This window comes from Streptomyces sp. NBC_00076 (assembly GCF_045041235.1).
In the GTDB taxonomy this organism is placed as follows: domain Bacteria; phylum Actinomycetota; class Actinomycetes; order Streptomycetales; family Streptomycetaceae; genus Streptomyces.
Genome location: NZ_CP108242.1, coordinates 3,819,988 through 3,838,187, shown reverse-complemented (window position 1 = coordinate 3,838,187; position 18,200 = coordinate 3,819,988). Strand labels below are relative to the sequence as shown.

Annotated in this window: 13 protein-coding genes; all 13 read right to left on the bottom strand. The window is 71.6% G+C overall.

The features are described from left to right. Positions 1–5: 5 nt before the first annotated feature. On the bottom strand, positions 6–1,601 hold the full coding sequence (locus OHA64_RS17415; protein WP_405613958.1) for an FHA domain-containing protein: 1,596 nt from the start codon (positions 1,599–1,601) through the stop codon (positions 6–8). 102 nt (positions 1,602–1,703) lie between these two features. Next, on the bottom strand, positions 1,704–3,050 hold the full coding sequence (locus OHA64_RS17410; RefSeq protein WP_405613957.1) for a vWA domain-containing protein: 1,347 nt from the start codon (positions 3,048–3,050) through the stop codon (positions 1,704–1,706). Between the two features lie 111 nt (positions 3,051–3,161). Then, complete coding sequence (locus OHA64_RS17405; RefSeq protein WP_405613955.1) at positions 3,162–4,520, bottom strand: PP2C family serine/threonine-protein phosphatase; 1,359 nt, start codon at positions 4,518–4,520, stop codon at positions 3,162–3,164. Next, on the bottom strand, positions 4,521–7,115 hold the full coding sequence (locus OHA64_RS17400) for a tetratricopeptide repeat protein (protein WP_405613953.1): 2,595 nt from the start codon (positions 7,113–7,115) through the stop codon (positions 4,521–4,523). Next, positions 7,112–8,446 carry a hypothetical protein gene (locus OHA64_RS17395; RefSeq protein ID WP_405613951.1) on the bottom strand — a complete coding sequence of 445 codons (1,335 nt, stop codon included), beginning with the start codon at positions 8,444–8,446 and terminating at the stop codon, positions 7,112–7,114. The genes OHA64_RS17400 and OHA64_RS17395 overlap by 4 nt, the downstream gene beginning before the upstream one ends. 71 nt (positions 8,447–8,517) lie before the next feature. After that, on the bottom strand, positions 8,518–9,576 hold the full coding sequence (locus OHA64_RS17390; RefSeq protein ID WP_405613949.1) for a glutamate ABC transporter substrate-binding protein: 1,059 nt from the start codon (positions 9,574–9,576) through the stop codon (positions 8,518–8,520). A 14-nt stretch (positions 9,577–9,590) separates the two neighbouring features. Further along, complete coding sequence (locus OHA64_RS17385) at positions 9,591–11,072, bottom strand: hypothetical protein (protein ID WP_405613947.1); 1,482 nt, start codon at positions 11,070–11,072, stop codon at positions 9,591–9,593. A gap of 268 nt (positions 11,073–11,340) precedes the next feature. After that, positions 11,341–12,330 (bottom strand): N-acetylglucosamine kinase, encoded by a 990-nt coding sequence (locus OHA64_RS17380; RefSeq protein ID WP_405613945.1) that lies wholly within the window; start codon positions 12,328–12,330, stop codon positions 11,341–11,343. Beyond that, the gene (locus OHA64_RS17375; protein WP_405613943.1) at positions 12,321–13,586 is read right to left on the bottom strand and encodes a 6-phospho-beta-glucosidase; all 1,266 of its coding nucleotides are present in this window, start codon (positions 13,584–13,586) and stop codon (positions 12,321–12,323) included. Before OHA64_RS17375 ends, OHA64_RS17380 begins: the two co-directional genes overlap by 10 nt. 93 nt (positions 13,587–13,679) lie before the next feature. After that, the gene (locus OHA64_RS17370; RefSeq protein WP_405613941.1) at positions 13,680–14,573 is read right to left on the bottom strand and encodes a carbohydrate ABC transporter permease; all 894 of its coding nucleotides are present in this window, start codon (positions 14,571–14,573) and stop codon (positions 13,680–13,682) included. Between the two features lies 1 nt (position 14,574). Then, a complete protein-coding gene (locus OHA64_RS17365) occupies positions 14,575–15,540 on the bottom strand; it encodes a carbohydrate ABC transporter permease (protein ID WP_405613939.1) in 966 nt (321 codons plus the stop codon). A gap of 2 nt (positions 15,541–15,542) precedes the next feature. Further along, positions 15,543–16,889 carry an ABC transporter substrate-binding protein gene (locus tag OHA64_RS17360; RefSeq protein ID WP_405613937.1) on the bottom strand — a complete coding sequence of 449 codons (1,347 nt, stop codon included), beginning with the start codon at positions 16,887–16,889 and terminating at the stop codon, positions 15,543–15,545. A gap of 61 nt (positions 16,890–16,950) precedes the next feature. Then, positions 16,951–18,162 (bottom strand): ROK family protein, encoded by a 1,212-nt coding sequence (locus OHA64_RS17355; RefSeq protein WP_405613935.1) that lies wholly within the window; start codon positions 18,160–18,162, stop codon positions 16,951–16,953. Positions 18,163–18,200: the final 38 nt, after the last annotated feature.

The following is an 18,200-nucleotide window of genomic DNA, read 5'->3' as shown; positions in this document are numbered from 1 at the left end:
GAGGCTCAGCCGCGCCGGACGGTGATCGTCGTCCAGGCGCCCACGTGCACCTGGTCCCCGTCCTGCAGCGGTACCGGCACGAACGGCTGGATCGGCTCCTCCGAGCCGTTCACCGTCGTCCCGTTCGTCGAGTTCTGGTCGACGACCGCCCAGGTTCCGTCCGGTTGCTGGACCAGGACCGCGTGCTGGTGCGAGACGCCCGGGTCCTCCGGCGGCACCGACAGGTCGATGTCGGGGGTGTCGCCGGTGGAGTGACGGCGGCGGCCGATGGTGACCTGGTTGCCGGACAGGGTGCGCTGCTGCTCGGGCGAGAACGCGGGCAGGTTGAGGCCCGCGGCCTCGGGGCCGGAACGATGCATCATCGCCATGAAGTACTCGCGGTCCGGGCCGATGGTCGCCGTCCACGTCGTCGGCTGCTGCTGGTAGCCGGGGCCGGGCGGGGCCTGCGGAGAACCGGGCTGCGGGTATCCGTAGCCGCCGCCGGGGCCCTGACCGGGGCCGGGTCCGCCCGGGCCACCGGGGCCGCCCGACGGCGGGGAGATCACCCAGTCGTCGTTGCCGCCGCCGAAGGACGGGCCGCCCTGCTGCGGCCGGTTTTCCTGCGGATATCCGGGCGGGGCCGACGGGCCCGGGCCGGGCTGCTGGAAGGCCTGGGGCGCCTGGGGCGCCTGAGGTCCGTTACCGGGTCCGCCGGGACCACCAGGACCGCCGGGACCACCAGGACCGCCGAGATCGCCGTAAGGGGTCGGCCCGGGCGGCGGCGGAACAGGCCGCGACGGGTCGGCGCCGAAGGGACCGGGACCGCCGGGGCCACCCGGACCACCGCCGGGACCCCCCTGACCGGGACCGCCGGGACCCCCCTGACCGGGACCGCCGAAGCCACCCTGACCGCCGGGGCCGTTAGGACCGGACGGGCCACCGTAACCACCCTGGCCGCCAGGACCGCCGTAGCCCCCCTGACCGCCAGGACCGCCGGGACCCGAAGGCCCACCGGGACCCGAAGGACCGCCAGGGCCACCGAACCCGCCCGGACCACCGGGACCACCGGGACCACCGGGACCCGAAGGGCCACCGAACCCGCCCGGACCACCAGGACCGGAAGGGCCACCGGGCCCACCCGGGCCGCCCTGCCCCGGCTGGTTGCCGAACGGCGGGCCCGGCGGGATCGGCTCGGCGGGCCGGTTCACCTGCGAGGGGCGCGAGCTCTGGTAGTCGTACCCGTCACCGCCGCCGAACGACGGCTGGCCCGGCTGCTGCTGGAAGCGGCCGGCCGGGTTGGGGCCGGGCGCGGACTGGGGCGGGGCGGCCGGGGTGTACGAGGTCGCCGTGTTGGTCAGGAAGTTCCACCGGCACTCCTCGCAGAACGGCGCTCCGCCCTCACGGGGCGTACGGCACTGCGGGCAGAGCTCCGGCTCGGGGTCCGGTCCGCCGGACAGGTGCGGCGGGCGTCCGCCGGGACCGGGCTGGGTGGCCTGGGGCGGCGGGAAGCCGTACCCCCCACCTGGGGGCGGCGGAGGGGGCGCGGCACCGGCCATGCGGTGACCGCAGACCTCGCACCAGTCGTCGGAACCCGACTGGTGTCCGTTCGGGCAGGTCGGCATGTCGGCGCTTCCCCCTCTCCTGTCCGGTCGCGACGACCGGATTTCTCCAACCCCAAGGGGTCAGGCTCGCTGCTTTTCCGTGCTTCACATGGTCGTGCTACGTCACTTCTTTACACGAACAGTCTTTGTGGACCGTGTTTCGAGAGTCATCTCGTCGGCGTCCGCGACCTTCGTCTTCAGTCGCACAGTACCTGTCGCGGCGTCGACCACGTCCACCACCTTCGCAAGCAGTTTCGCAGTATCCGCGTTCCCGGAGTCACTCGCGAGCTGAACGGCCCGGCCCAATTTGGCCGTTGCTCCATCCATATCTCCCGCTTTGCGAAGGTCCAGCCCCTGTTGGATGGCTTGTGCCAGTTCCGCCTGGCCGGTGTAGTGGGCGACCTGGGGGTTGATCGACGTCGAGGCGACCATGTCGTCGGTCCACACGGCCCGTACCAGACCCTGGGCGCCGAGGTTCTGGACCGTGCCGTCGGGCTGCGGGACCACCAGGGCGACCCGGGCGGCGAGCATCTCCTGGCCGATGTGGGCGACCGGGACCTCGACGCAGACGTGGTAGTCACGGGACTCGTCGCCCCAGGAGCCGGTGGGATAGTCCCCGGCGCGCGGGCCGGCCTCCGTGCGCCGGTCGGTGAGCTCCTCGACGGTCGGCGCGACCTGTTTGACGAACTTCACCGTGGTGCCGACCGGGGTCCACAGCCGCAGGGCGACGTCCGCGACCTCCTTGCCCATGGCCGTCTCCATCATCTGCGTGAAGTCGGCGGCGAGCGCTGCCGGGTCGGCGACGATGTCGGCGGTGCCGAGCAGCGCCGAGGCGATCCCTGTGACTTCTTTCACTTCCCAGTCGGTGCCCACCCCGCGGGCGTCACAGGTGAAGCGGCCGGCGCAGGCGTCCAGGGAGGCCTTCAGGTCCTCGGGTGACTCGTGTTCGTTGCGGCCGTCGGTGAGCAGGATGCCGTGGCGGATGGCGACGTCCGCGGAGGACAGCAGTCGGTCGGCGAGACGCAGCCAGGTGCCGATGGCGGTGCCGCCGCCCGCGCTGAGCTTGCGCAGGGCCTGTTTCGCCTGGTCGCGGGTGGTCGCGTCGGCCACGGCGAGGCGGCCGTTGCCCGGGTAGACCTCCTTGGCGACGTGCGTGCCGCCGATCACCGCGAAGTGCACACCGTCGCGCAGGGTGTCGATCGCGGCGCCCGTGGCGTCGCGGGCGTTGCGCATCTTGGCCGACGGGTAGTCCATCGAGCCCGAACAGTCCACCATGATCGCCACCGCGGCGGACGGGCCCTGGCCCGGCGCGTAGAGATGGGGCGCCGCGACCGCGCTTCCGACCGTGCCGCCGCCGGTGGACGTCACCGTGACGATCGCGTTGACCTCGCGGCCGCCCTCCGGCAGGAACTCGTTCTGGTACACGTCCACCGAGAACTGTGGCGCGTTCGACTTCGAGAAATTGGCCATGCCTGATCGAATCCCCCTCGAACCCCGCCGGGGCGGGGCGATGACTGTGGACGGACCGGTCCCCTCCGGTCCGTCGAGGCTTCCCCGTTGCTGCGCGAGGCGTACGCGGCCTCAGGCCGATCCTGCCCCCTGAGGCGGTGCGGGGAACGGCAGGACGGCCACTGTTACGTTGTCGTGGCCCCCGCCGTCCAAGGCGTGACCGACCAGAACGCGGGCGCTGTGCAGGGGGCGCACGGCGGCGTCCAGCGGCAGCACCTCGGCCATCTCCTCGGCCGCCTCCGCGTAGTTCCACAGGCCGTCCGTGCACACCACCACCACTCCCGGCCGGTCCGGCTTGAAGGAAGCGGTGTGCGGCTCCAGTTCGTAGGCGTCCGCGCCGAGCCAGCCGGTGATCGCGTGGGCGCGCTCGTCGGCGTACGCCTCCGCCTCGTTCATCAGGCCGGCGGCGACCATCTGCGCCGCCCACGAGTCGTCCTCGGTGAGCCGGGCCGGGGGAGCGCTGCGGTCCACCGGTACCCAGTAGGCGCGGCTGTCGCCGACCCAGCCGACGATCAGCAGACCGGACGTGACCACCGCGCCGACCAGGGTGCAGGCGGGGGCGTTCTGGTGCGGGGCCTGCTCGCGGGCCGTGGCGGGCTCGGCGGCCAGCGAGTTGACCGCGCGGGAGGCCGCGACGATCGCGTCGTGCATGGCCTGCTGCGGGTGCGTGCCGAGCGGCAGGGCGGCCAGCAGCGCCTCGCTCGCCACCCGGGACGCGGCCATGGAGGCGTCGTCGGGGCGGGTCGCGGAGGACACGCCGTCGCAGACGATCGACAGCAGGGCGGGCGAGCCGTCGGGCAGCGTGGCGCACCCGAGGCCGAACGCGTCCTCGTTGCGGTGATGGCGCCGGCCCCGGTCGCTGACCGCGGCGACCGGGCCGAACTCCTGCTCCATGTGGTCGCGTTCGCGCGGCTGGGCGTGCCCGCAGTTCTCGCAGTAGCCGTCGCTGTCGACGCGGCCCGCACGGCAGGCCACACACACCTGGGTGCCCTCGGCCGGAGTCGGGACGCCCGACGTCACCCGCGGGTCCGGCGCCTGGAGCGGGTAGTCGTCGGGCTCCGGCGGATGGTCGAAGCGGACCCCCGTGGCCGGGGGCGCCGGGGACCCGGGGGACCCCGGTGGGCCGATGTGCGGCGGCTGGGCCGGCACCGGTGGCAGGGCGCCGCCGCCCGAGTCGGTGCCCGGGAGGTCCGTCGGCAGGTGCGCCGGGGCGGCCGCCCCGGAGCCGGTGTCGGGGACTTGGGGCCAGGGCGCCTCGGCGGCGCGCGGCGGGGGCGGCGCGCTGCCGTTCATGGCGATGGTCGGGTTGTCGTCCGGCCGTACGGGCACGGCGGACAGGTCGTATCCGCACGCACCGCAGAAACGGTCACCCGAGTCGAGCGGTTCCTCGCAGCTCGGGCAGGCGGACAGTTGGGGCATCTGCGACATCAACTACACCCATGTCCGGGGGCGGTAACGGTTGGCACGTTCCACCAGGTCGATCCTCTCCTCGCCGCCCGACGCCAGCCGGGCCAGCGTGCGGTACGAACGTTCCAGGCCGAAACGCAGGCCTCGCTCGTCCAGGCCGCTGCCGAGCAGCATCCGTCCCCCGGCGGCCCCGGGCGGGACGGAACCCTGGCCACCGGAGAGTATCCAGTCCAGCGCGCAGCCGAGGACTTCCGCCGACAACTGCTCACGCCGGGCCGGATCCAGACCGTACGCCTCCAGGGCTTCGATCTGACCGGCGGCCGCGGTCAGATCGTCCAGGAAGGGTACGTCGGAAGCGGCCGCGGTGCGTTGCCGCAGCCTCGCCCGTACGGCCGCCACGCGAGCGGCGGTGTAGTGGATGGACGACTCCGGCACCGACTCCAGCGTTCTCACGGCGCTGCGGCGGTCCCCGGCCGCGAGCTGGACGCGGGCCAGGCCGAAGGCGGCGCTCACATAACTCGGGTCGGTCGACCAGACCAGGCGGTAGTACTCGGCGGCGTTGTCCAACTGGCCCAGCACCTCCGCGCACAGGCCGAGCGCCAGCTTGGGGGCCATCTCGCCCGGGAAGGCGTCGTAGATCGCGTCGAAGGCGAGCGCGGCCGCCTCCTGGTCGCCGGTCACCAGGGCGGCCACGCCCCGGTACCAGACCACCCGCCAGTCGTCGGGCCGCTCTCCCTCCAGCCGCAGCAGGGCCTCGTGCGCGGTGTACGCGTCGCCGTTCTCCAGCCAGGCGCGGATCTGCCTGAGCCGGGTCTCCGTCGACGGGGCCGGCGCCGCGGCGAGCGCCCCGAGCAGCTCGGCCGGAGCTGACGTCATCAGCCCGGCCAGGAAGCCCGCGTTCGGGTCCCCCGGGTCGACGTGCGGGACGGGCAACGCGAGGCCCGCGGCGGAGGCGTCGACCGTCTTGACGAGGCCGGGAGCGACGCCGGCAGCGGCGGGGAGGAGGGAACCGGCAGGAGCGGGGAGGGAACCGGCGGAGGAGGAGCGTGCGGGGCGCGCCGCCCGCGCACCCAGCCGCGACACCTCGCCGTCCAGCTTGGGGAACAACACCGTGTCGGTGACGCGGACTTCGGGCCCGAACAGCGTCGACAGCGCGGGCCGCGCCCGGCCCGTCTGCAGCGACACCACCTCCCGCAGCACGCCCGTCAGCTGTTCCGACATCTCCTGGGCGGAGGCGAACCGGCGGGCCGGGTCGGGGTCGGTGGCCCGGACCAGGAGGCGGTAGAACGACTCGTACTGGCGGAATACCTCGATGTTGTCCGGGTCGGGCAGGGAGTCCACGAAGACGTTCGTGTAGCCCTGGAAGTCGAAGGTGAGGACGGCGAGCGTACGCGCGACGGTGTACAGGTCGGACGCCACGGACGGCCCGACCTCCGCGACCTCCGGCGCCTGGTAGCCGACCGTGCCGTAGATGGCCGACTCGTCGTCGTCCATCCTGCGCACCGCGCCCATGTCGATCAGCTTGAGCTGGTCCTCGGTCTGGATCGCGTTGTCGACCTTGAAGTCGCAGTACAGCAGGTTGCGGCTGTGCAGGTGGCCCAGCGCCTCCAGGGCCTCGATGCCGTACGCGCATCCCTGCTCCACCGGCAGCGGGTCCCGCTTGCCCGCCGGGCCGCGGCGGGCGTTGGCGATCTCCTTGAGGGACTTGCCGCCGACGTACTCCATGACGATGTACCCGTCCAGCGAGCCGGTGCGCTGGTCGAGGTGCTCGACGAAGTTGTAGATCCGGACGATGTTGGCGTGCTCGATCTCCGCGAGGAAGCGCCGCTCGGAGATCGCCGCCGCCATCGCGTCCTGGTCGCCGGTGTCGAGGAGGCCCTTGAGGACCACCCAGCGGTCCGACACCGCCCGGTCCACGGCGAGGTAGACCCAGCCGAGTCCGCCGTGCGCCAGACAGCCCACGACCTCGTACTGCCCGTGCACGACATCGCCGGTCTTCAGCTTCGGGACGAACGAGTAAGGGTGGCCGCACTTGGTGCAGAACCCCTCGGTGCGCCCCGGCCGTTCACCGCGGGCCCGCCCCACCGGCGCCCCGCAGTCCGAGCGCGAGCAGAACCGCTTGCGCTCGGGCACCTCGGGGTTGTCCAGCACCATCGCGCGCGGGTCGGGCCGCGGCACACCCGGCACGTCCACCAGGCCCGCGCCGAGCCGCCCGCGACTGGACGAGCCGGAGCTCGCACCGGAGCTGCGCACCGACACCGAGCGGCCCGTGGACTTGCCCGACACGGACCGCGACAGCCGTCCCGACACCGAGCGCCGGGACTTCGACGAGTGGGAGGACGTACGCGAACTGCGGCTGCTGGAGCGGGAACTGCTGCCCGACGAACCCCGGGAGCCCCGGCCGCCCGCGGTGATCCCGGTGGGCGGCGAGCCGACCATGCCGGTCGCCGACACGACGGGGGCGAGACCGCAGGTGTCGCAGTACAGCTCGCCACCGCCCACGTCCTCGTACGACCCGCCGCAGTCGGGCCGCTGACAGGTCCGTGGTGCCTGGCTCTGCTCCGCCTGACTCGGCTCCTCCTGGCTCTGCTGCGCCCGGCCCTGCTCTGCCTGACTCATGACGACGACTCCCCCCTTCGGTCCTCGGTTCCGTCCTGACCGGGCGCCCGCGGGGCGCCGAGCAGTTCCGCGGCCGCCCGCTGGTAGCGCAGGACGGCCTGTTCGGCGACGCGCAGGTCGCAGGGCGCGCTCCACAGCATGCGGCGCGCCGCGTCGTACCGCTCCACCAGGAACGGGTCCTCCGCGAAGCCGTGCCGGGCGACCTTCGCCTTGTACGCGTCGAGGCGGCCGCGCAGTTCCGCGCGGACCGCCAGGGGCTGGGTGACCGCGGTCAACGACTCACGGGCGCGCAGCAGTTCGTCCTCCGCCTTCCGCTCCAGGGAGTCCAGGAGCGGGGACAGACGGTGCCACTGGGCGTGTCTGCGGTACTCGGCGGCCGTCGACAGCTGCTCGTGCAGCGCGGTCGGCGGGCCGCTGACCACCGGCACCTCGGTGGCTGCGATCTTCGCCAGGACCTCTCCGCGCGCGGTACGGGCCTCCGCGAGGGTGCGGTCCGCGCGGGAGAGCACGTCCCGCAGCTTCACCAGCCGGGCCTCGGCGTCCTGCCGGACCGTGAGCACGGCGTCGATCTCCCGGCGCACGTCCTCCAGGGCGCGGGCCTCCCGGTCGTAGACCGTGGTGTCCGGTTTGCCGCCGCCCGGGGCCGAACTGCCCGGCGCCGGCACCCAGAACGCCAGCGGGTCGGAGATCACCTGCTCGCGCAGTCGGGTCAGCGTGCGGGTGATCCGCTCCAGGTCGTCGCCGGCCGGGTGCTCGCCCGGTCGCACGCCGACCGAGTGCGCGAGCCGACGGGTGCGCTGGAGTTCCGCGGCCAACAGATCGATCCGGGCGGGCAGCGCCGACCACACCGCGTCCGCGGCGACCACCATGTCGAGCGAGGTCGCGTACAGCTCGTTCATCCGGTCCACGAGCGTGACCAGCGAGAAACGCTCGCTGAGCTTGCCCGGACCGCCGTGCAGCGTGGGCGCGTTGGCGGTCGCGGTGGCCGAACCCGCGACCGTGACGGCCTCGCCGCGCAGCAGTTCGGTCAGCTCGACCAGGTCCTCGCGGCTGGACCAGCGGCGCCGGGACCGGATCTCGCGGCCGGCCCGCAACGCGTCCGTGTACGCGTCGAAGTACGCCCACAGCAGCGTGATCGACGCCTCCGCGCCCGTCCAGCGCTCCTTGGTGACACCGGTGAGGTCGGCGCCCTCCAGGAGTCTGCGGCCCGCGTGGTCCTGCAGGGCGAGGAGCGAGGTCTCGATCGCCTCGTGCTCCGCGCCGAGCCGCGCCAGCGCACGGTCCACCTCGTCCCGGTCCATCACCGGCCCGGCGGGGTCCGTGACGCCCATCGATCACCTCTCGCTGCGTTGTGTTCCGTCAGTGGTTCAGAGTGTCCGTGGGAGTGAGATGGTGATGACCGTCAGCTCGTGCGCAGGTACTGCGGTGTCGGTGGCTCCGAGGTCGAGGAGTCCTTGAACAGTGTCGCCGACAGCCACCTGTCGTACGACGCCTGCCAGCCGTTCGTCTTGTCCTGGCGGTAGTCCACCAGTATCTGGTTGACCCGGCGTACCAGGTCGTCGGCGTCCTTCTTCATTGCCACGCCGTAGTACTCGACGGTGAACGGGTCGCCCTTCAGCTCGACCGTGGGGTCCTGCGCGGCCTGGCTCGCGGCGAGCGCCCCGTCGGTGACCACCGCGTCGACCTCACCGAGCTGCAGCCTGACGAGACAGTCGAGTTGGTTGGGGACGGTGGTCCTCAGGTCCGCCGAGGAGACGAGCTTGCCCGCCTTCTGGTCGTCGGTCAGCTTGGTGTTGGCGGTGGAGCCGGTCGCGGTGCAGATCTTCTTCTTCGCGAGCGAGTCGTCGTACCCCGTGATCGACGAGGACTTGGGGGCGAGTACCTGCTGGCCGGTCTCGAAGTAGGGGGCGGAGAAGGCGACATCCGACAGGCGGGCGCAGTTGATGGTCATCGTGCGGACGACCATGTCGACACGGCCGTCCTGGATGGCGGGGATGCGCTGGTCGGTGGGGATGGCCTTGAACTGGACGTCGTTCTCGTCGCCGAGGATGTCCTTGGCGATCCGGTGGACCAGGTCGATGTCGAAGCCCTCCAGGTCGCCGGTGCCGTTGCTGTTGGGGTCGCGGTAGCCCCAGCGGTAGCTGTTCTGGTCGACACCGACGATCAGCTTGCGCTTCTCACCCGTACGGCTCTTGATCGCCTCGATGGTCTTGCCGTCGGCGCCCGAGGGGGACAGGGTCTGCTTCTCCGGCGCGTTCCGCATCGCCGGTGTGGTGCAGCCCTCTTCGGCGCTCGCCTGCGTGACCCGGGCGAGGCCCGATCCACCGGTGCCGGTGCCGCCGTCACGCGGCTGGGCCAGCGGCAGCAGTAGCGCGAAGGCCAGCGCGACGGCGCACACGACAGCCATCGCCCCCACACCGCCCCAGCCCTTCAGGCGGGCCCGCAGTCGTCGTCCTTGCATCGTCACGCCCCCTTTCACCGGTACTCCGAAAGTCTGCGCCCGATGCCCAGCACCGCGCCGGCGGCACCCAGGACCGCGAGGACGGCGGCGCCCACCGACAGCCCGGTCATCGCGCTCAGACCGTCACCTGCGGTCTGCTCGAACTGGGTCGTCTCGTGGTCGATCGCCTTGGCGAGATTGGCGTCGACGCTGTCGAAGCACGCGCCGGTCGCTCCCTTGGTGCCGATCACCCTGGCCAGCGCGCCCGCGTAGTTGCCGTTCTCGTCGTCCGCGCGGGCCGCGCCGTGGCGCTTCTTCCACTCCTTCATGTTGCCGACGGCCTGGGTGACCGGCTGCTCGCCGGTCGCGTCGTCGGCGAGCTTCTCCGCCTCGGCGAGGCCCTTGCCGAGGGTGGCCATGTTGCTCTTGAAGTCGTAGTCGTAGGCGTCGACGCTCTCGTCGCCCACCTTCTTGGTCTCGGCGCCGCGGGCCACCAGCGTCAGGTTCTCGTTGCCGCGGGCCTTGAGGGAGGCGATCCGGGCGTCGTGCAGCACGTTCAGCGAGCGGACGCCGTCGTCGTAGGAGGCGTTGAGGTCCGCGCGCGCGACGCTGTGGCCGACGACCAGCCAGAGCAGCACCACCGTGGCGGTGGCCGTGGCGGCGACCAGGCCCTGGTTCAACACCCGGTTCGTGCGCCGGTAGTTGCGGTGCTGGGCCCAGGCGAGACCGGCGAGCGCGAGGACGCCGAGGCCGATCGCCGCCCACGGGTAGGGCGTGGCGTCCGCGTAGTCGGCGCGCAGCCGCTGGTTCTCCTTGGTGTAGAGATCCTCCGCCTTCGGGAGCATCTCCTCCTGCATTTTCTCGTTGGCGTACCGCAGATACGCGCCACCTACCGGGAAGCCCTGCCGGTTGTACGTCCGGGCCCGCTCCACCAGACCCTTGTACTCGGGCAGCAGCCGGTTCAGATCGGCCACGGTCGCCGCCGCGGGGGATTTGGGGTCGGAGTTGGTGGCCGCCTCGACGAGGCCCTCGGCGGCGTTGTCTATGTCCTTCTCGTACCGCTCGCGGGAGGCCGCCGTCTCCTGGCCGCCGGCCAGGAAGCCGCTGGAGGCGGCGGTGTTGGCGTCGGCGAGCGAGCGGTAGATGTCGGCCGCGGAGGAACTGAGCGGCTGGCTGTTGTTGAGGACGTCGTCGGCGGCCGCCGACCGTTCGGCCGTCTGCCAGGCGGTGACGGAGCCGAAGGCCACGACGAGGAGCGCGAGGAGGGCGCCGATGATGCGCAGCCGGCCCGGTTCGGTGGTGGCGGCCGCGCGCAGGCGGTCGGCTCCCTCGGCGAACGCGGTACGCCGTGCCTGCGGCGGTGCGGGGGGAAGCGGCAGGCCGGGGCCGCCCGGCGGGCCGGGCCGGGTGTACTGGGCAGGGCCACCCGGCGGCGTCGGCTGCGGTGGCACCGCCGGGATCGTGGGCACGCCCGGTGCCGGTGGTGGCGCCGCGCTGCTCTTCGGCGGGTGTGTCACTGTTTGACCTCCCCCATGGTCATCCGTCGCCGCAAGTATCGCTGGCGGGACTGACATCCGCATCGGCCTTGGCTGGATCTTGATCGGATCGCAGTGCGGAATGCCTGCCGGCGGCTTGACCGCGCCCCCTTCACCACCCCTTGCCCATGAATACGCCGTGGGAATCTGTTCGGTTCCGCCCGGAGGTGGGTGTGTTCAGGTGCGTTGTGGCGCACGGCCGTGGGGACTCCGCCCCCGGACCCCCTGTTCGGCCTGAAGATCCTCGTCCTCAAACGCCGGACGGGCTGGAGTGTGCGAAGTGCGCCCGCAGTCGCTCGTGGGCCTCCTCCGGTGCTTCCGCACGGTCCAGTCCCAGCAGGGCCGCCCCCAGAACCGGGGGCGCGGTCACCACGCGCGGGACCGCCTTCGGGGCCCGGGCCGCCAGCAGGTCCCGTACGCCGTCGTCGAGCTGGGGATGCCGCGCGGCCAGGACACCCCCGCCCAGCAGCACCGGCGTCTCCTCCTCCAGCAGGTCGAGCCGTGCCAGCGCCACCGTGGCCATGGTGACGACCTCCTCGGCCAGCCGGTCGACGATGGACCGGGCGACCGGGTCGCCGTCGACCGCGGTCGCGAACAGCACGGGCGTCAGCTCGTGCTGTCTGGCGGGCTTGACGTGCTCCAGGTGCAGGGCCTCGACGAGCGCGTACATGGAGGGGAGACCGAAGTGGGCGGGAAGGGTCCGCGCCAGCGTCGTGGGACCGCCGCGGCCGTCCTCCGCGCGGGAGGCGTGCCACAGGGCCTCCTCCGCCAGGCCCCAGCCGCCGCCCCAGTCGCCGGAGACCCGGCCGAGCGCGGGGAAGCGGGCGGTGCGGCCGTCGGGACGCATGCCGACGCAGTTGATGCCCGCGCCGCAGACGACGGCGACGCCGCGCGGCTCGGTGACGCCCGCCCGCAGTACCGCGAACGTGTCGTTGCGGACCTCCGTACGCGCTCCCCACGCGCGCGCGTGCAGCGCGGCCCGCAGTTGCTCCTCCTCCACGGGGAAGTCGGCGTTGGCGAGGCAGGCGGAGACATGGTCGGCCGACTCGACGCCCGCCGCGGCGAACGCCCGCTCCACCGCGTCCGCGACCTTGTCCACCGCCGTCTCCACGCCCACCGCCGGCGGCCGGAACCCGCCGCCGCGGGCCGTGGCGAGGACGGTTCCGTCGGCCGCCACGATCGCGACGTCGGTCTTGCTGTTGCCCGCGTCGACGGCGAGGACACTTGCGGTCAGGCCCACGCGAGGTGCTCCCGGTTGTGTGCGATCAGCTGGTCGGTGAGGGAGTCGGCGTACGCGTACTGGCCGACGAGCGGGTGGGCGAGGAGGGCCCGGAAGACCCGGTCGCGACCGCCGTGCAGGGCGGCTCGCAGGGCCAGGTCCTCGTACGTCGTCACGCTCGCCATCAGACCGGCGTACAGGGGGTCCACGGACGGCACGGACAGCGGGGTCGGACCCTTGGGGCCCACCGCCGCCTGTACCTCGATCACCGCGTCGTCCGGCAGGAACGGCAGAGTGCCCCGGTTGTACGCGTTCACCACCTGGTAGGGACTGCCGCCCTTGCCGAGCAGGGACGCGGTCAGGTCCACGGCCGCCTCCGAGTAGAAGGCGCCGCCGCGCCGGGCCAGCAGCTCCGGCTTCTCGTCGAGCGCCGGGTCCGCGTACAGGTCCAGCAACTCCCGTTCCATGGCGGCCACTTCCGCCGCACGGGACGGCTTGGTGCGCAGCTCCCGCACCACCTCGTCGTGCGCGTAGTAGTAGCGCAGGTAGTACGACGGGACCACGCCCAGACGGTCCAGGAGGGGCCGGGGGAGGTGCAGGTCCCCGGCGATGTCCGTGCCGTGGGCGGTGAGGAGTTCGGGCAGGACGTCCTTGCCCTCGGGGCCGCCGAGGCGCACGCCCGTCTCCCAGGTGAGGTGGTTGAGGCCCACGTGATCGAGGTGGACGTCGGCGGGCGCCACGCCGAGCATGCCCGCGAACTTCCGCTGGAAGCCGATCGCCACGTTGCACAGGCCGACCGCCTTGTGGCCCGCCTGGAGCAGGGCCCGGGTGACGATGCCGACCGGGTTGGTGAAGTCGATGATCCAGGCGTTCGGGTTGGTACGGCGGACGCGTTCGGCGATGTCCAGGACCACCGGGACCGTGCGCAGTGCCTTGGCGAGGCCGCCCGCACCGGTCGTCTCCTGGCCGACGCATCCGCACTCCAGCGGCCAGGTCTCGTCCTGCTGACGCGCTGCCTGGCCGCCGACACGCAGTTGGAGCAGGACGGCGTCGGCGCCCTCGACGCCCTTGTCCAGGTCGTCGGTCGTGACGATCCGCCCGGGGTGCCCCTGCTTGGCGAAGATGCGCCGCGCCAGTCCGCCGACCAGCTCCAGGCGTTCGGCCGCGGGGTCGACCAGGACCAGTTCCTCTATGGGCAGGGTGTCCCGCAACCTGGCGAAACCGTCGATGAGTTCGGGGGTGTAGGTCGATCCTCCGCCGACCACGGTGAGTTTCACTGAGAGTTCCCTCGCTTCCAGGCGCCGGTGGCGTAGCTCTTCATCGGCCGGGGGTCCGGGGGTTGGCCCCCGGGTAGACGCAGCATGTGTGGATCAACCCTTTACGCCGGTGAGAGTGACGCCCTCGACGAACGCCTTCTGGGCGAAGAAGAACACGAGGAGCACAGGAGCCAGGACCAGCACGGTCGCGGCCATGGTGAGGTTCCAGTCGGTGTGGTGGGCGCCCTTGAACGACTCCAGGCCGTAGGAGAGGGTCCACGCGCCCGGGTTCTCCGAGGCGTAGATCTGCGGGCCGAAGTAGTCGTTCCAGGCGTTGAAGAACTGGAAGAGGGCGATGGCGGCGATGCCGGGCTTCGCCATCGGGAGGATGACCCTCAGCAGGGTCCGCAGGTCACCGCAGCCGTCCACCTTGGCCGCGTCCACGTACTCGTTGGGGATGGTCATGAGGAACTGGCGGAGCAGGAAGATCGAGAACGCGTCTCCGAACGCCAACGGGATGATCATCGGCCACAGCGTGCCGGACAGGTCCAGCTGCTTCGCCCAGAACAGGTACATCGGGATGACGACCACCTGCGGAGGCAGCATCATCATCGAGATCACCAGCATCAGCGTCAGATTGCGGCCCCGGAAGCGGAACTTGGCCAGCGCGTACGCCACGGGAACCGAGGAGACGACGGTCAGGAGCGTGCCCAGTCCGGCGTAGACCAGCGTGTTCTTCCACCAGGTGAGGAAGCCGGGGGTGTCGAAGACCTTGCGGTAGTTCGCCCATTCCCAGGTGTGCGGGATCAGGTCCCGGCTGAGTGCCTGCGAGTCGCTCATCAGGGACGTCAGGAAGACGAACACGAAGGGCAGGGCGAAGAAGAGGGCGGCCGCGACGCCGAGGGAGTGGACCGCGACCCACTCCAGGAACGCCTTGCGGCGGGCCGTGCGCTCGGCGGGCGAGGCGGGAACCTTCAACTCCACCGGCCGTTCCAGTACTTGGGTCATGTCAGTCACCTGCCTGGATGAGGCCGCCCCGGCGCCGCATCAACAGCGCGGTGAACGCCATCGACAGGGCGAACAGGACCAGGGCGACGACACAGGCGGAGCCGTAGTCGAAGCGCTGGAAGCCGAGGTTGTAGACGAGTTGGGGGAGGGTGAGTGTGGAGTGCTCGGGGTAGCCGGGCTCGAACATGGTGCCCGCGCCCTGGATCACGCCCGAGGCGACCTTTCCGGCGACGAGCGGCTGTGTGTAGCACTGCATCGCCGCGATCACGCCGGTGACGACCGCGAACATGATGATCGGCGAGATGTTGGGGAGGGTGACGAACCGGAACCGCTGCCACGCCGACGCGCCGTCCAGCTCCGCCGCCTCGTACTGCTCCTTCGGTACATCGAGCAGCGCCGCCATGAAGATGACCATCAGGTCGCCGACTCCCCACAGGAACATCAGCGTCAGGGCCGGCTTGGACCAGTTCGGGTCGTTGAACCAGCCCGGTGCCGGGATGCCGATCTTCTCCAGCATGGAGTTGACCGGTCCCGTGCCGGGGTTGAGGAGGAACGCGAACGCCATGGTCGCGGCCACCGGCGGGGCGAGGTAGGGCAGGTAGAAGAGGGTGCGGAAGATGCCCGTACCCGTCTTGATCTTCGTGATGAGCATGCCGATCCCGAGCCCGAACAGGACGCGGAGGGTCACCATGATGACCACCAGCCACAGCGTGTTGCGCAGGGCGGGCCAGAAGAAGGGGTAGTGCTCGAAGACGTACGTCCAGTTCTTCGTCCCGGCCCAGGTCGGCGGCTTGAAGCCGTCGTAGTGCATGAACGAGAAGTAGACCGTCGAGATCATCGGGTACGCGAAGAACACCGCGAAACCGATCAACCAGGGGGAGAGGAAGGCGAGGGTGCGCAGCGCCTGTCTCCGCTGTTTCGCGGCGAGACCGGGGGGCCGCTTCGCCCGCAACGTGTGGATGGCCATGACTACTTCGCCTGCGCGATGTCCGTGTCGATCTGCGCGGCGGCCTTCTTCAGGCCGGCCTTGAGGTCGGTGACCTTGCCGCTCTCGTAGTCGTAGCCGAGCTCCTGGAGGGTGGTGAGGTAGACGCCGCCGTTGATCGAGGCCGGGGCGGTGGTGGAGTTCGGGTTCGCGGCGATGTCGAGGAAGGTCTTGAAGCGCGGGTCGTACTTCAGGTCGGGGGACTTCAGGGCCGCCAGGGTGGAGGGGACGTTGTGGATGGCGTTGGAGAAGCCGACCACCGCGCCGGTGTCCGTGGTGATGTACTTCAGCAGCTCCCAGGCCGCGTTCTGCTTCTGGCTGGTGGCGGCGATGCCGGCGATGGTGCCGGTGATGTAGCCCTTGCCGTACTGGTCGGCCTGGTCGTCGGAGACGGGCAGCGGGGCGACGCCGATCTCGAAGCCGGGCTTGGCGTCCAGGGCCATGCCCAGGCGCCACTCGCCGTCGAGCTGCATGGCGACCTGGCCGGTCTGGAAGGGGTGCTTGGGGCCCCACTCGTCACCGAGCCCGGAACGGAACTTCTCCAGCTTCTTGAAGCCGCCGAGGTCGTCGACCAGCTTCTTCTGGAGGGTGAAGGCGTCGGCGACGCCCGGGTCGGTGGCGATCGTCGACTTGCCGCTCTTGTCGAAGTACGTCGGCGAGAACTGGCCCAGGTAGTGCTCGGTCGTGGTCTCCCAGCCGTGGTAGTCCGGCATGAAGCCGAGCTGCTTGTACGTGGCGCCCTGGGTGATCGTCAGCTTCTTGGCGTCGGACTCGAACTCGGACCAGGTCTTGGGCGGGCTGGCGATGCCGGCCTTCTTGAACGCGGTCTTGTTGTAGTAGAGGCCGTAGGCGTCCCCCAGCAGCGGGGCGGCGCAGCGGTTGCCCTCGTACTGGGTGTACTCGCCCATCGCCTTCGGGAAGGTGGTCGCCGGGTCGATGCCCGACTTCTTGAAGAGCGGGCCCAGGTCGACCAGCGCGCCCGAGGAGCAGAACTTGCCGACGCCGTTGGTGGTGAACGACGAGATCACGTCGGGCGCCTTGCTGCCGCCCGCGCGCAGGGCCTGGTTGATCTTGTCGTCGGTCATGTTGCCGACGACGTTCACATGGATGGTGGGGTGCGTCTTCTCGAAGCCGGCGATCAGCGCCTTCACGCCCTTCACCTCGTTCGGCGCGCTCCAGGCGTGCCAGAAGGTGATGGTCGTGTCCTTGGATGTGTCGTCGGAGGCGCCGGCCGATTCCGACTGGCCCGTACAGGCCGTGGTGAGGAGGGCGAGGGAAGCAGTGAGGACAAAGGCCGCGTTTCGGGCGGCTGCGGGTATGGCTGTGGGCATGACGGGGTCTCCCTAGGGCCAGGGTGAGGTGATGGTGGGTGTGCGAGGGGGGGGACGCGGTTCAGCGCGAGGTGTCGAAGACCTCGTCGCGGGTCGTCGCGAGCGCGCTCTCCAATGCGCCGCGCAGCACGGGGTGTTCATGGACGTCGCCCACGACGAGCCGGGGCCGGGGTGCGGCCAGCTCCTCCAGTTCGGCCTGGACGAGGGCGCGCAGTGGCTCCCCGCCCGAGGTGAGCGAGGCGCCGCTGAGGACGACGAGTTCGGGGTCGAGGACGGAGACGAGGGAGGCCAGACCGGTGGCGAGGTTCGTCGCATAGGTCTGGAGCAGGCGCTGGTGCAGGTCGTCGTCGGCCGCCGCGGCACGGGCCACGAGAGCGGCGGCGACCTCGGGGTACGGGCCCGAGGGGATGTCCTGGACGCCGAGTTCACGGGCCAGTCGGGGGATCGCCTGCGAGCCGGCCAGTTCCTGGTAGCCGCCGCTGTTGGCCTTGGCCACCTGGCGGACCAGGGGGGTGCCCGGCACCGGCAGGAAACCGACCTCGCCGGCGCCGCCGGTCCAGCCCCGGTGCAGCCGCCCGCCGAGGACCAGGGCGGCGCCGAGGCCGCCCTCGCTCCAGAGCAGGACGAAGTCGCCGTACCCCCGCGCCGCACCGAGCCGCTGCTCGGCCACGGCGACGAGGTTGACGTCGTTCTCGTACTCGACCGGCATCGGCAGCGCCGCGGCCAGTTCGTCGAGCAGCGTGGGGGAGTGCCAGCCGGGGAGGTGGGAGGCGTAGCGCAGCCGGCCGGTGCCCGGGTCGAAGGCGCCGGGGGTGCCGATGACGAGGCGGTGCAGGTCGTCGCGGGCCAGCCCGGCCGCCTTGACCGCGCCGTCGAGGGCGGCGGTGACCTGCTGGACGACGGACTTCGCCGACCGCCTGCCGGGGGTGGGCAGTTCGTGTTCGCCCACCGTCCGGCCGGTGACGTCGGCGACGGCGGCCAGGATGCGCTCCGGGGTGACGTCGAGTCCGGCGGCGTACGCGGCGGCCGGGTTGACCTCGTAGAGCTGGGCGCCGGGGCCCGGGCGGCCCTCGGTGGTGCCGGTCGCCAGGACCAGCCCCGAGGCCTCCAGCCGGGCCAGCAGCTGGGAGGCGGTCGGCTTGGACAGGCCGGTGAGCTTGCCGATCCGGGTGCGGGACAGCGGTCCGTGCTCCAGCAACAGGTCCAGCGCGGCACGGTCGTTCATGGCGCGCAGGACGCGCGGGGTGCCCGGCGTACCGGCGATTCCTGCCATGGGGTCGACACCTGCCTCTCAGCCGTCCAGCTTCCCAG